Below are 13,676 nucleotides of genomic sequence, written 5' to 3'. Positions count from 1 at the left end.
TAGGATGGGCGGCGCTTACGATGCCCATCGCTCACGTTCGATTCGGCGGCATGGGTATCGCTTCGCTCAAGCCCTCCTACGAGGGCTGATTGGGCTGCTGGTCGCGACCACTGCATTCGGCTCGCCCTGCGACGGCGTACGCCGGGACTTGTCTCCACGCGAGCAAGCGCAACTCGCGCCGATCATCCAGGCCCACCTCAATCGCCAATTGGCCCCTAGTCTGGGCACCGAAATCACGCTCGGGCCGGATGACATCATGCAACGCTTCAGCGTCGGGCATTGGCACGTGATCTACGTGAGCACGCATTTGACCGACGAGCCATTCCTGTTCTATCGCCAAGACCCACGGCACAGCAGCGGGTATGCGCTCACATGGTCTGGCGCGGCCACCGAGGATGAAGAGGCCGCAACGCGGGCATGGGTGTTGCAGAAGGTGCCGGGCATGCCACGCAAGTTGGCGGCTTGCTTTGCATATCACGTCACCAAGGCGCGGGATCGTTGAATTCGTAGGTTGGTGTTGAGCGTAGCGAAGCCCAACATTGCCCTTACAACACACAACCTCATCTCATATTCCACAATGTTGGGCTTCATTTCATTCAACCCAACCTACGAAATACAGTTTGTAGGTTGAGCAGAATGCGTAGGTTGGGGTTGAGCGCAGCGAAGCCCAACAGTCACCGTATGAATGTTGGGCTTCGCTGCGCTCAGCGCCAACCTACCGAGGGCATTACGCCGCCTGCTTGGGCAGGATCAGCGTAAATCGCGCCCCGTGCGCGGGAGCGCTTTCCAGTTTCAGCTCTCCGCCCAGGCTGCCGGTGACGAGGTTGTAGACCAGATACAGGCCGAGCCCGCTGCCGCCTTGGCCGAGGCGGGTGGTGAAGAACGGATCGAACACGCGCTTGTGCAGATTGGCGGGGATGCCGAGGCCGTCATCTTCGTACACCAGTTGCACGTTGTCGGGCGCTTCGCTCGCACTGATGCGGATGGTGCCGCGCTCCACGCCGTCAAAGCCGTGAATCAGGCTGTTGCTCACCAGATTGGTCATGATTTGCCCGAGCGGGCCGGGGTAGCTATCCAGCTCGATGCCTTTGGCGATCTCGATCAGGATCTGGTGCTGGGTGCGCCGGTACATCGGTGCTAGCGTGGCAAAGACTTCATCGAGCGTGGCGCGTAAGTCGAACACCCGCCGCCGGGTGCTGGCGGTATCGACGGCGACTTGCTTGAAGTGATGGATCAGATCACCGGCCCGCTCCAGATTGCGGGTAACGATGTCGTTGCCATCCCGCACTTTGGCGATGAAATTGCCGAGTTCCGAGCGTTTGAGATTGCCTGCGTCCAGCTGCACCCCGAAGCGTTTGCCTTCGTCCTGCAAGGTGGAGGCGGCGGTCAGCGCGGTGCCGATCGGGGTGTTCAGCTCGTGCGCCACGCCTGCGACCAGACTGCCGAGCGAGGCCAGTTTTTCCGATTGCACCAGCTTTTCCATCGCCACGTTCAGCTCGGCGTTGCGCGCCTCCAGCTCCTGTGTGCGCTTGGCGACCTTGGCCTCCAACTGGTCGTTGGCCTGCATCAGCTGGTGGTTGAGTTCGTTGATTTCGCGGCGGAATTTCACGTGTTCGCTGCCGGCGACGGCACGGCCAGCGATTTCGGCCAGCTGATTGCCATACAGGATGTCATCGGGCACCCAGTTGCGTTGCGCGCCGGTCTGCTCGATGAGGAGCGCGCCATAGACCCGCTCGGCCAGCGCGATGGGAAAACCGAGGATGGAGCTGATGCCGTTCGGTGCCAGATAGCCGTTATGCAGACGCCAGCTGATGTGGTGATGCAGGGCATCGTGCGCGATCAGCGTGTCACCGTTTTTCAGCCATTGACTCAGTTCGGGGTAGTTGGCCAGCGGCCAGGCTGCGTCTGCCGTGTGGTGAACGCCGTGCGCCGTGTAGAGGGTGGTTTCCGTCAGACAATTCTGCTCGCTGTCGAACTGCCGGTAGGCCACTCGTTCAACCCGCATGATCTCCAGCGCGCGTTGGCAGATTTCCGCCAGCGAGCGCGCCAGGTCGCCAGCATCGATGGCGGGGAAATTGGATAGCTCCAGCAGCACGCGCGCCTCACTGATCTGCAGGCCGGCTTTTTCTTCCAGATGGCGTCGGCGCTCGATCGCGCTGGATTCATGGATGCGCTCGGACAATTCGAAACCGGCCTTGAGCGCTTCGAATGCCTTTGCGTGCTCACCCAGCTGCTCGGCATAACGCGCCGCCGCCAGATGCTGGCGCTGCAGGATGTGCAGCAGGCCGAAGTCGTGGCAGATGCCGATGCTGTCGTGGATGACGGCCAAGGCTTGCGCCGGGTTGTTCCGTTTGGCGTACAGCTCAGCCTGCACCGCCATGATATTCGCCTCGCCCCAGCGGTAGTTGCCGGCGCGTGCCGCGGCCAGCGCGGCATCCAGCCGGGTTTGGGCCTGATCCAGATCGCCGTCCTCAAGGTCGAGTTCGGCCAGGCGAAAGCTGATTTCCGCGCTGTAGCTGTAATCGGAAAAGTGATGCTGCTCGCAGCAGGCCAGCGCCTCGGCCAGTACCACCCGCGCTTCGGCGGCGTGGCCTGACTTGGCCAGATCGACGCCCAGGTTGATCTTGATCTTGGCGTAGAGATACGGGTCGTTGACTTCGTGAATGCGGGTGAGCGCCGCCCGGTGCATGGTGACGGCGGTATCGTGATCGCCCAGCGCGTCATACACCTGCCCGAGCCCGACCTTGGCGAGCATCCAGCTTTTCGCTTCGCTGCCGGGCAGCTCCGCCACTTCGACCGCCCGCGCCCAGTGCTGGATCGCCGGACGGTATTCGCCGGCGGTGTAGTAACCACGGGCGATCATTTCCAGCAGATGCGCTTCGTGCTGGAACAGGTGCAGCGCCTGCACCACTTGCAGCCCTTCGAACAACACATTGCGCGCCGCGCCCGGCCGGCCGCCGTGATCCATGATCATGCCGAAGCGCTCGATGGCTTCGATATGCGCCAGCGGTGATTTCATCTGCCGGCTGGTGGCGATCAGCGTTTCGCAGAGCGCGGCTGCCACTGCGGGATCGGCATGTTGCAGGCGATCGATTTCAGCGAGGGCGCGTTGCTCGTCGGCAGAAAGGGCAAAAGGAGGCATGCGTCACCTGTTCGGTGTGACCGGTCGCACTTATGCATTCATCATGGCACAGCAGGGGCGCGTTTCCCGGTTGTTCCTGACGCAAAGAAAAACCCCACCGGCGAACGGTGGGGTTTTGGCTTCAACTTACTTTTTGCTGATGATCGGCTGATTATTGCGACGCCTTAGGGGCAGGTCTTCGCACCCAGATCGGCCCAGACCTTGCCGGAACCTTCGCCACCGGTAAAGGCAGGCAGACCCGGCTCGTTGTTCTGAGTCCACCAGCGCGCCTTGTATTGCTTGCCGTTCCAGTACACGGTCTGGTTCGCGGTGTAGGCCTTGTTGGCTACCCAGGCGCTGCTGCAAGTCGGGGTCGGCGTCGGGGTCGGCGAGACACCGCCAGTCAGCTTGATGGTGAAGGACTTCTGCACCACGCTTTCGTCATCCGCAGCCCGAGCCTTGACGGCCAGCGTGAAGTTGCCGGCAACCACCGGGGAAACGGCGACTTGCATATTGGCTGTACCGTCAACGATCAACGATTGGGTGCCAATCATCACGTTCTGGCTGTTGTAGACCTCTGCCGTCACATTGGCTTTCTTGCGCAGGGTGATCAGGCCATCGATGGTGGCGCGGTCGCCGTTGATCGCATAGGAAGCCTTGGGCGTGACGGTCAGATCGGCCGGCACCAGCACGTCGCCCGATTGGCTCGACTTGTCGATGGCGGTTTCAACGCGAACGATGCCGCTGCCTGCCTTGGCGAAGACCGTGTTCTGGCCATTCACCGCAGTAATGACGTCGTTGTTGTTCACACCGGCCTTGTACTGGCTTTGCTCGGCGTTGATCTTCTTCGCCAGCAGGTACGGCCAGTTGTCCTTGGCGCCGTCGGTGGCGCTGGTCAGGGTCAGCGAGGTGGACAAGCCGGCATTTTCACCACTGGCGGTGAACACGCGGGTGTAGATCTTGTCGCCGGAACCGAGGTTTTCCGAAGGATTGATCGAACCGGCCGAGGCCCAGGTCGGAACCGGAGTCGGGGTTGGATCGACACCGCCGCCACCACCCTTGATGTTCACGTCGGCCACGTTATAGAAGGTCGCGCTGGTATCGGCGACGTCCCACGCGCCGAGGATGACGTGATAGCCGGAGTGATCGCTTGGCACGTTGCAGGTATGGCTGACCGTCTTGGGCGGAATCGCGTTGGCCATATCAATGGTGCAGAACGGTGTGGATTCGAACTGCGCGCGCGTCAGCGGCATATTCGGGTTCCAGCCATTCTTGGTGATGAAGTAACGAATATCACGCGAGCGGTGGGGCGCAGTGAAGGTCCAGCCGAAAGTGTTCGGGCCGACATTGATATCCGTGCGTTTCCAGCGGCCAACGGTCTGTTCGTTGAGCTCTGACGACCACGCACCACGGCCGGCGTTGCCGAGCTGCCCGTCGGCAGGGCCGGTTTCCGGATAGCGATCCGGGCCTTCCACGCTTTGTGGCTCATATTGCACCGGGCCGCATTGCACGTTCACCCCCTTGTTGCAGAGCAGGTTGCGCGATTGGGGGGAGGACATATAGCCGTGGGCCATCGCCTGCTGCGACAGCAGGATTGCCGTGCATGCCAGCACTGGCGATAAGGCCAGCCAGGTTTTCTTCATTGAAAGATGTGTCATCACTTCACCTATGTGCTGATTGAAAAAGGGCTTGGGCGATGCACAACATTGAGGCAACGCTGTTTCCATCGCGGTTTGGACGCCAGCCAGATCGCTGGTGGATTCAAGGCCGCAATTCATGGCTGCATTTCATTGCGTCATTTCAGTGATTCACTGAGCTGATTCAATTCGATGCGGTCATGAATTCATGGCGCTGATTCAGGCAGATTCCCCGCCGCAATGGAAATGGCGCTACTCGCAGCCCAATCCATGTCACGAATTTTGTTCGCTGGCTTGAATGGGGTGAATAAATCTAAGCAATCTATTAACGATGGATCTGAAGGCAAAATCTATAGACACGGAGTACGGTGAGCGCACAGAGCACACAGAGAAAAGCAAGTCAGGCATCTACGGACTCTTCTTTCATTTTCTCTATGGCCTGTTTTTTCTTTGTGCTCTCCGTGTCTACAGGTTTTGCCTTTGCATTTAAAACGGCATGAAAAAACCCCACTGCTTAGCAATGGGGTTTCGTCTTCATCAGGGGCGAATATTCCGCGTCCCGCCTTCGGTACTGATTTACTGCAGCGTCCACGCATCCGCCCAGGCCGAGCCCGTGCCCGGTGCATAGGCGGCAGGGGCTTGACCACACCAGCCAGAGAACGGGAACGGCTTGCACTGGTAGACCTTGCCACCGTTGCTCACCAGATCACCCGCTTTGTAGACTGTGCCGGCAACATAAGCCGGGGCAGACGGGGTCGGTGCTGGATTGCCGGTCAACAGGGTGCTGAAGGACTTCTGCACCAGGCTGCCATCGTCGACCGCGCGTGCCTTCACGACCAGCGTGTAGGTGCCATCCACGGCCGATGCGACGGTCACATCCAGCTTGGCGGTGCCATCGACCGTGACGGACTGCGTACCGACCATGGCGTTCTGGCTGTTGTACACCTCGACGGAGACATCGGCCTTCTTGCGCAGGGTGATCAGGCCATCGATGACGGCTTTGCCGTTGACGATCGTGTACTGCGCCTTCGGCGTGACTTTCAGGTCGTCAGGAATCAGCGCGTCGCCCGATTGCGCGGCCTTGTCGATGGCGGTTTCAACGCGAACGATGCCACTGTCTGCCTTGGCGAAGACCGTGTTTTGTCCGGTCACCGCAGTGATGGCGCCATCATGTTCCGCGCCGGCCTTGTACTGGCTTTGTTCGGCGTTGATTTGGGTAGCCAACAGATACGGCCAGCGATCCTTGTTGCCATCCGTGGCGTTGGTCAGGGTCAGCGAGGTGGACAAGCCGGTGTTTTCGCCGCTGGCAGTGAACACACGGGTATAGATCTTGTCGCCGGAACCGAGATTTTCAGACGGCTTGATCGAGCCGGCAGCAGTCCAGGTCGGCACCGGGATCGGGGTCGGATCGACACCGCCACCGCCGCCCTTGATGTTCACGTCGGCCACGTTGTAGAAGGTGGCGGCCGTGTCGGCCACGTCCCATGCGCCAAGGATGACGTGATAGCCGGAGTGATCGGCCGGCACGTTGCAGGTGTGGGTGACGGATCTGTCCGGCACCGCGTTGTTCATCTCGATGGTGCAAAACGGCTTGGCTTCGAACTGGGCTCGCGTCAGCGGCATGTTCGGGTTCCAGCCATTCTTGGTGATGAAATAGCGGATATCGCGCGAGCGGTGGGGGGCGGTGAAGGTCCAGCCGAAGGTGTTCGGGCCGACGTTGAGGTCGGTGCGCTTCCAGCGGTCAACAGTCTGTTCGTTGAGCGCCGCCCAGGTCGAGTTGCCGGCTGCGGCCAGCGTGCCATCGGCGGGGCCGGTTTCCGGGTAGCGATCCGGGCCTTCCACGCTTTGCGGCTCATATTGCACCGCGCCGCATTGCACGTTGACGCCTTCCTTGCACAGCAGATTGCGCGACTTCGGCGCGGACATATAGCCGTGCGCCATGGCGGGTTGCGACAGCAGGATGGCCGTGCATGCCAGCAGTGGCGATAAGGCCAGCCAGGCTTTTTTCATTGAGCGTTTCATCACTTCACCTATGTGCTGATTGGAAAGAAGTGAATTGGCGATGCATATCGGTGAGACAGACCTGTTTCCATTGCAGGGAGCGTGATCAATAGGGTGAGCGTTGGTGACGCCGGCTATTCAATTAATGCACGGGGCCCACTCAATGCATATCCAATACATATCGTCCGATGAATATGCACGGCTGATTCCGGCGCAATGCGCCTCGCAATGGAAATGGGGCTGCCCCCATCCCAATTCATGCGTGGATTCTGGTCGCCGCCCGGTAGCGGGTGAATAAATCTAAGCAATCTATCAATACGGCTTGCGGGCAAGACCGACTCGAATAGCCGGGCTGATCTTGCGGGTTGGCGCAGAAGACCTATGCTCGGTGATAAGCGTCGTCGTGGTGCAGTGACGCGATGTGTTGCACTGCTGCGGAGCTAGAGGGTTTCCCGATCAGGAGTTCCGGCAATAGATGACATTTGGATGAGCGCCGCATGATGCCCTCCATCTGCTGGCCAGCAGTCTTGTCCGACCAACCGAACACCCGCTGACCCCGCATCGCCACGAGCATGCGGGACGACGGCAGCCTGATCCTTGCGGCAAGTCCGCAGCGAGGGTGCTGCCCGAAATGCGCGATTCACGCAGGAGAGATTGCAATGCTCGTTACGAAGTTCGCCCGTGTCGGCTTCACCGCCGCTGCCCTCTGTACCGCTGTGCTTGCCCAGGCTGCCGGTTTGCCGAATGTCACCATCCTCGCCACCGGCGGCACCATTGCCGGCACCGGCGCCACCAGTACCACCACCGTGGGTTACACCGCTGCCAAGATCGGCGTGGAAAAACTCATCGCTGCCGTGCCGGAGCTGCAGAAAGTCGCCAATGTGAAAGGCGAGCAAGTGTTCCAGATCGCCAGCGAAAACATGAACAACGATTACTGGCTCAAGCTCGCCAAGCGCGTGAATGAGCTGCTGGCGCAGAAAGACGTCGATGGCATCGTGATCACCCACGGTACCGATACCATCGAAGAAACCGCCTACTTCCTCAACCTGGTCGTGAAGAGCAAGAAGCCGGTCGTGATCGTCGGCGCCATGCGCCCGGCCACGGCGCTGTCAGCTGACGGCCCGATCAACCTCTACAACGCCGTCGCCACCGCCGGCAGCCCGGATGCAGTCGGCCGTGGCGTGCTGGTCGCCCTGAACGATGAAATCCAGGGCGCTCGCGACGTCACCAAGACCAACACCATGACGGCCAACACCTTCCGCTCGCCGGAACTGGGCAGCCTGGGTTACATCGTCTCGGGCAAGCCGGTGTTCTACCGCGCCAGCACCAAGAAAAACACCGCTGATACCGAGTTCGACGTGAGCAAGCTCGACAAGCTGCCGGCGGTGGATATCGCCTTCGGCGCGGCCAATGCCAACAACATTGCCATCGACGCCTTCGTGGCCGCTGGCGATGTCGGCATCGTTTACGCCGGTACGGGTGACGGCAGCCTCTCCAGCGTGGTCCGCCCGCGTCTGACCGAGCTGCGCAAGCAGGGCCTCTACATCGTGCGTTCCTCGCGCATCAGCAACGGCCCGGTGGTGCGTAATGGCGAGAATGACGACGACGCAACCGACTTCGTGGTTTCCGATACCTTGAGCCCGCAAAAGGCCCGCATCCTGCTGATGCTGGCGCTGACCAAGACCAAGGACACCAAGGAAATCCAGCGGATGTTCTACACCTACTGATTTGTTGTGAGTCGGTAGTGACAAAGGGAGCCATTGGCTCCCTTTGTTGTTTTGGTTGTCCCCGTAGCCCGGACGGCTTTGCCGGCCGGGGAGTGCCGCTTGCGTGAATGCTATGGGCGTAGAGGTTAAGCGCCGATGGCGCGATTAAAGGCATTACAAGCGGGAGTTCGTCCCGCGGGCCGACTCACTTTAGCGAAACCGCGTATGCGGTTTTCTTTGTTCGCCAAAGACAACCGGGCAATGCCCGGTTGCGGCGTAGCCAAAGTAAGCCAAGAAAGGCGACCCTGCAAAAGCGTCTGGCGCAAGCGCCAGATCCCCCCGCCAGCCAGCCCGTCACGGGCGGGAATCGAAAACTCGGGCTAAAGCCCTCAAACACTCGATCCCCGAAACCCCCGCGCCGGTCTGGCTGGCGGGGCGCTTTTGAAAGGGGGGTGGACCATTCTCACCCAGGCCCTCTCCTTGAAGGAGAGGGTGACTTGGCTTGATGCGGCAGTGTTTCAAATTGAGCTGCGCTGCCTGGTTTTCTCCCCTCGCCCACTTGTGGGAGAGGGGCCGGGGGTGAGGGCACTACCACGGTCCTCGTTCTTTTCACGACCCTAACCCTCTCCCACTGTCCCTGAACAAGGCAAAGCCTTGCACGGGATGTGAGAGGAGATGTACGGCGCAATATCTGCGGATTGCGTCTGATGAAACAGCCCGCATGGGCATCACCAAATTCATCCTACCCAACGCCCAGTCTCCATTTCGAGATTTCGTCTCCATTTCGAGACTATCTTGCCGTCATCATGTAATCACCTGATTCGAAACTACATTTCCGGTGCAATTTATCTGGCGCAAAGTCTCACTTTAGAGACAAAAATCAAGCGGGTTCCGCGTTAAGTCCAATGTCTACGGGCATTGAAGCCTTGTTGTCTTTGTTGGTACGGAATGTGCTGCTACAGCGCATGACGCACCGGCATGGCGCTTTTTCCGGTGTGATCGTCAGAAAACAACGATTTTGAAACTGGAGGGAGCACATGGATTTCCTGATTGCCCTGGCCGCATTGGTGTTTCTGATGCTGGCTGCCTATCGCGGTTACAGCGTCATCCTGATGGCGCCGATTGCGGCACTCGGCGCGGTGTTACTGACTGACCCGAGTGCCGTGGCGCCGGTCTTTTCCGGGGTGTTCATGGAAAAGATGGTCGGCTTCATCAAGCTGTATTTCCCGGTGTTCCTGCTGGGGTCGGTGTTCGGCAAGCTGGTCGAGCTGTCCGGCTTTTCCAAATCCATTGTGGCGGCGGTGATTCGCTGGATCGGCGCGAGCCGGGCGATCACGGTGATCGTGGTGGTCTGCGCGCTGCTTACCTACGGTGGTGTGTCGCTGTTCGTGGTGGTGTTTGCCGTCTACCCGTTCGCCGCCGAGCTGTTCCGGCAGAGCCAAATCCCGAAGCGCTTGATTCCCGGCGTGATCGCGCTGGGCGCGTTCTCCTTCACCATGGATTCGCTGCCGGGCACGCCGCAAATCCAGAACATCATCCCGACCACCTTCTTCAAGACCACGGCCTGGGCGGCGCCGGTGCTGGGCTCCATCGGCGCGGTGTTCATCGTCATTCTCGGCCTGGTTTACCTGGACTGGCGTCGCCGCGTGGCGCAGGCCAAGGGCGAGGGCTACGGCACCAAGCTGCTGAACGAGCCGGAACCGGTCGATACCGCCAACCTGCCGTCGCCGTGGCTGGCGATCGCGCCGCTGATCCTGATCGGGGTCGCCAACTTCGCCTTCACCAAAATGATTCCGCTCTGGTATGGCAAGGAGTACGTGCTTTCGCTGGCGGGCATGGCCAAGCCGGTGACGATGCCGATTCCGGCCGTGACGGCGATCTGGTCGGTGGAAGCGGCGCTGCTGCTGGGCATCGTGTTCGTGATGCTCACGGCGTTCAAAACGGTGCGTGGTCGTTTGGCGGAGGGCAGCAAGGCTGCCATTGGCGGCGCGATGCTGGCGGGGATGAATACGGCCTCTGAATACGGTTTCGGCGCGGTGATCGCAGCGCTGCCGGGCTTCTTGGTGATTCGCGACGCTTTGCAGGCCATTCCGAATCCGCTGGTCAATGCGGCGGTGACGGTCAGCTCGCTTGCCGGCATTACCGGCTCGGCATCGGGCGGCATGAGCATTGCGCTGGCGGCCATGTCTGAGCATTTCATCGCTGCTTGCCAAGCGGCTGGCATCCCCCTTGAAGTGCTGCACCGCGTGGTGGCGATGGCGAGCGGCGGTATGGATACCTTGCCGCACAACGGCGCGGTCATCACCGTACTGGCGGTTACCGGTCTCACTCATCGCGAGTCCTACCGCGACATCTTCGCCGTGACCGTGATCAAAACGCTGGCGGTGTTCTTTGTGATCGCTGCGTATTACGTCACCGGCCTCGTTTAATCCTTGCGTCGGTCGCTGCGTGGCGGCCGGCAGGAGTCCCCCATGAAAACATTGCAAGGCAAAGTGGCACTGATCACCGGTTCCACCAGCGGCATCGGCCTCGGCATTGCCCGCGAGTTGGCGAATGCCGGCGCGGATGTTGTCCTCAATGGTTTTGGCGATGCCAACGCGGCGATTGCCGAAGTGGAAGGTGTGATTGACCAAAGCGGGTCGGGCGCCCGCGTGCGTTACCACGACGCCGATTTGAGCCGGCCGAGCGAGATCGCGCGGCTGATGCAATACGCCGAAACCGAATTCGGCGGCGTGGACATTCTGCTGAACAACGCAGGCATCCAGCATGTCGCGCCAATCGAGGACTTCCCGCCGGAACGTTGGGATGCCGTGCTGGCGCTCAATCTCTCTGCCGCCTTCCACACCACCCGGCTGGCTGTGCCGCATATGAAGACGCGCAACTGGGGGCGGATCATCAACATCGCCTCGGTGCACGGGCTGGTGGCATCGGCGCAGAAGTCCGCGTACGTCGCTGCCAAGCATGGTTTGGTCGGGCTGACCAAGACTGTCGCGCTGGAATTGGCCGAGACCCACATCACCTGCAACGCCATCTGCCCCGGCTGGGTGCTGACGCCGCTGGTGCAAGCGCAGATCGAAGCGCGGGCGCGGGATGAGGGCATCGACATCGCCACCGCGCAGACCGAGTTGCTGCAGGAAAAGCAGCCGTCGCTGGAATTCGTCACCCCGCAGCAGATCGGTGAGCTGGCGGTGTTCCTGTGCAGCGGCGCAGCGGCGCAGATTCGTGGGGCGGCATGGAATATCGACGGCGGCTGGGCGGCGAGATGAGTGGCCGCGTCGAGCCATCGCCGAGCAGTTTATTCCCCCCTTTTTGAAGGGGGGCTAGGGGGGATTTCGACGCCGCATCAAATTTTCACTGACGCTGAAATCCCCCTCGGTCTCCCTTCGAAAAGGGGGAAGTAAAACCGCCGCATCGGTTTGACCGGGTAGCTCGGCAAGCTTTGAACAAGCACAAAAGCAATCTGATTATGGAATCTAGGAGGCACCCATGAACAAGCTTTACCCCAACGCCAATGCAGCTCTGGCCGATATCGTCCGCGATGGTCAGATCATCGCCGTCGGCGGCTTCGGACTGTGTGGCATCCCCGAGGCGCTGATCGCTGCACTACGCGATTCCGGCGTGCAGCAGCTGACTGCGATTTCCAATAACGCCGGGGTCGATGGCTTCGGCCTCGGCCAGCTGCTGGAAACGCGCCAGATCAAGAAGATGATTTCGTCCTACGTGGGCGAGAACAAGGAGTTCGAGCGGCAATACCTGGCCGGCGAGCTGGAGCTGGAATTCACCCCGCAAGGCACGCTGGCGGAGAAGCTGCGTGCCGGTGGCGCAGGCATTCCGGCCTTCTTCACCCGCACCGGCTACGGCACCTTGGTGGCCGAAGGCAAGGAGGTGCGCGAGTTCGGTGGCGTGCCGCACATCATGGAAAACGCGCTGGTGGCTGACGTATCGCTGGTCAAGGCATGGAAGGCTGACAAGGCCGGCAACCTCGTCTACCGCCGCACCGCGCGCAACTTCAATCCGAACGTGGCGACCGCCGGGCGCATCACCGTGGCGGAGGCCGAGATCATCGTTGAAATCGGCGAGCTGGACCCGGATGAAGTCCACACGCCGGGCATCTTCGTGCATCGGCTGGTGCACAACCCGCACCCCGAGAAGCGCATCGAACAACGCACCACGCGCCCGGCGCGCTAGGAGAGAACGAGATGGCCTGGAACAGAGAACAAATGGCCGCCCGTGCGGCGCAGGAATTGCAGGACGGTTTCTACGTGAACCTGGGTATCGGCTTGCCGACGTTGGTCGCTAATCACGTGCCGGACGGCATCGAAGTCTGGCTGCAGTCAGAGAACGGCTTGCTCGGCATCGGCCCATTTCCGCTGGAAACCGACATCGATCCGGATTTGATCAATGCCGGCAAGCAGACCATCACTACCTTGCCCGGCTCGGCCACGTTCAGTTCGGCCGATTCGTTCGGCATGATCCGTGGCGGCAAGATCAATCTGGCGATTCTGGGGGCGATGCAGGTCAGCGGGGAGGGCGACCTCGCCAACTGGATGATCCCCGGCAAGATGGTCAAGGGCATGGGCGGCGCGATGGATCTGGTGGCGGGAGTGGGCCGGGTGATCGTGCTGATGGAACACGTGGCGAAGAAGAAAGATGGCAGCGAGGAGCTGAAAATCCTGCCTGCCTGCACCTTGCCGCTGACCGGTGTCGGCGTAGTGGACCTGATCATTACCGACTTGGGCGTGATGCAGGTTGGGGAGGGTGGGGTTGAGGTGCTGGAGCTGGCGCCAGATGTGACCAGGGAAGAGATTGCTGCCAAGACCGGCGTGCCGCTGCGGTTCGCAAATCTGTAGATACCGTCTTGCCCGTCAATCACTGAACGCAAAATTGGGCTGGTAGGGCTTCTGTGTTTTGAGTACGCCAAAGCACAGGTGCACCAGCTTGCGCATGGCAGCGCCCAGCGCCGATTTCTTCGCCTTGCCGCGCGCCAGCAGCCGCTCGTAGTGCGCCTTGATGTCCGGGTTGTAGCGGATCGCCACCACCGCCGCCATGTACAGAACAGCCCGCACCCGCGCCGGGCCGGCTTTGGACAGGCGGGACGGCCCTGCCAGTGAACTGCCCGACTGCCGCTCCACCGGCACCAGCCCCAGATAGGCCGCCAACTGCTCGGCTGATCTGAACCGGTAACGGTGCATGATCGCCAGCAGATGCCGG

General features: G+C 60.9%; 11 protein-coding genes. 7 read left to right on the top strand and 4 right to left on the bottom strand.

Annotated elements, in window-relative coordinates; translation table 11 throughout:
• Positions 1-4: 4 nt before the first annotated feature.
• On the top strand, positions 5-502 hold the full coding sequence (locus tag BR41_RS20465) for a hypothetical protein (RefSeq protein WP_035060940.1): 498 nt from the start codon (positions 5-7) through the stop codon (positions 500-502).
• A 225-nt stretch (positions 503-727) separates the two neighbouring features.
• Here BR41_RS20465 and BR41_RS23280 read toward each other — a convergent pair whose 3' ends face one another.
• The gene (locus BR41_RS23280; protein ID WP_051711502.1) at positions 728-3,142 is read right to left on the bottom strand and encodes an ATP-binding protein; all 2,415 of its coding nucleotides are present in this window, start codon (positions 3,140-3,142) and stop codon (positions 728-730) included.
• On the opposite strand from BR41_RS23280, the gene BR41_RS24400 reads away from it, so the two are divergent.
• Entirely contained in the window at positions 3,141-3,293 is a 153-nt protein-coding gene (locus tag BR41_RS24400) for a hypothetical protein (protein WP_156970827.1), read from the top strand. The two genes, BR41_RS23280 and BR41_RS24400, sit on opposite strands and share 2 nt — an antisense overlap.
• A gap of 13 nt (positions 3,294-3,306) precedes the next feature.
• Here BR41_RS24400 and BR41_RS20455 read toward each other — a convergent pair whose 3' ends face one another.
• Complete coding sequence (locus BR41_RS20455) at positions 3,307-4,779, bottom strand: lytic polysaccharide monooxygenase (RefSeq protein WP_035060973.1); 1,473 nt, start codon at positions 4,777-4,779, stop codon at positions 3,307-3,309.
• Between the two features lie 555 nt (positions 4,780-5,334).
• A complete protein-coding gene (gene gbpA / locus BR41_RS20450; RefSeq protein WP_051711498.1) occupies positions 5,335-6,768 on the bottom strand; it encodes an N-acetylglucosamine-binding protein GbpA in 1,434 nt (477 codons plus the stop codon).
• Between the two features lie 650 nt (positions 6,769-7,418).
• Here gbpA and BR41_RS20440 point away from each other — a divergent pair.
• The 5 genes from BR41_RS20440 (at position 7,419) to BR41_RS20420 (ending at position 13,315) form a co-directional block, all read left to right on the top strand.
• Complete coding sequence (locus tag BR41_RS20440; RefSeq protein ID WP_035060931.1) at positions 7,419-8,486, top strand: type II asparaginase; 1,068 nt, start codon at positions 7,419-7,421, stop codon at positions 8,484-8,486.
• Between the two features lie 1,016 nt (positions 8,487-9,502).
• Positions 9,503-10,894 (top strand): GntP family permease, encoded by a 1,392-nt coding sequence (locus BR41_RS20435; RefSeq protein ID WP_035060927.1) that lies wholly within the window; start codon positions 9,503-9,505, stop codon positions 10,892-10,894.
• A 42-nt stretch (positions 10,895-10,936) separates the two neighbouring features.
• Positions 10,937-11,731 carry a 3-hydroxybutyrate dehydrogenase gene (locus BR41_RS20430; protein WP_035060925.1) on the top strand — a complete coding sequence of 265 codons (795 nt, stop codon included), beginning with the start codon at positions 10,937-10,939 and terminating at the stop codon, positions 11,729-11,731.
• A gap of 220 nt (positions 11,732-11,951) precedes the next feature.
• Positions 11,952-12,653, top strand: a complete 702-nt coding sequence (locus BR41_RS20425; RefSeq protein WP_035060922.1) for a CoA transferase subunit A — start codon at positions 11,952-11,954, stop codon at positions 12,651-12,653.
• Positions 12,654-12,664: 11 nt separating this feature from the next.
• Positions 12,665-13,315 carry a 3-oxoacid CoA-transferase subunit B gene (locus BR41_RS20420; protein WP_035060919.1) on the top strand — a complete coding sequence of 217 codons (651 nt, stop codon included), beginning with the start codon at positions 12,665-12,667 and terminating at the stop codon, positions 13,313-13,315.
• A 15-nt stretch (positions 13,316-13,330) separates the two neighbouring features.
• On the opposite strand, the gene BR41_RS20415 is transcribed toward BR41_RS20420, so the two are convergent.
• Positions 13,331-13,676 (bottom strand): IS110 family transposase (locus tag BR41_RS20415; protein WP_035060917.1); only part of this gene is annotated, 346 nt, incomplete at its 5' end.

The sequence above is a fragment of the Andreprevotia chitinilytica DSM 18519 genome (genome assembly GCF_000711875.1).
Lineage (GTDB): Bacteria > Pseudomonadota > Gammaproteobacteria > Burkholderiales > Chitinibacteraceae > Andreprevotia > Andreprevotia chitinilytica.
This window is presented reverse-complemented; position numbering and strand designations above follow the sequence as displayed.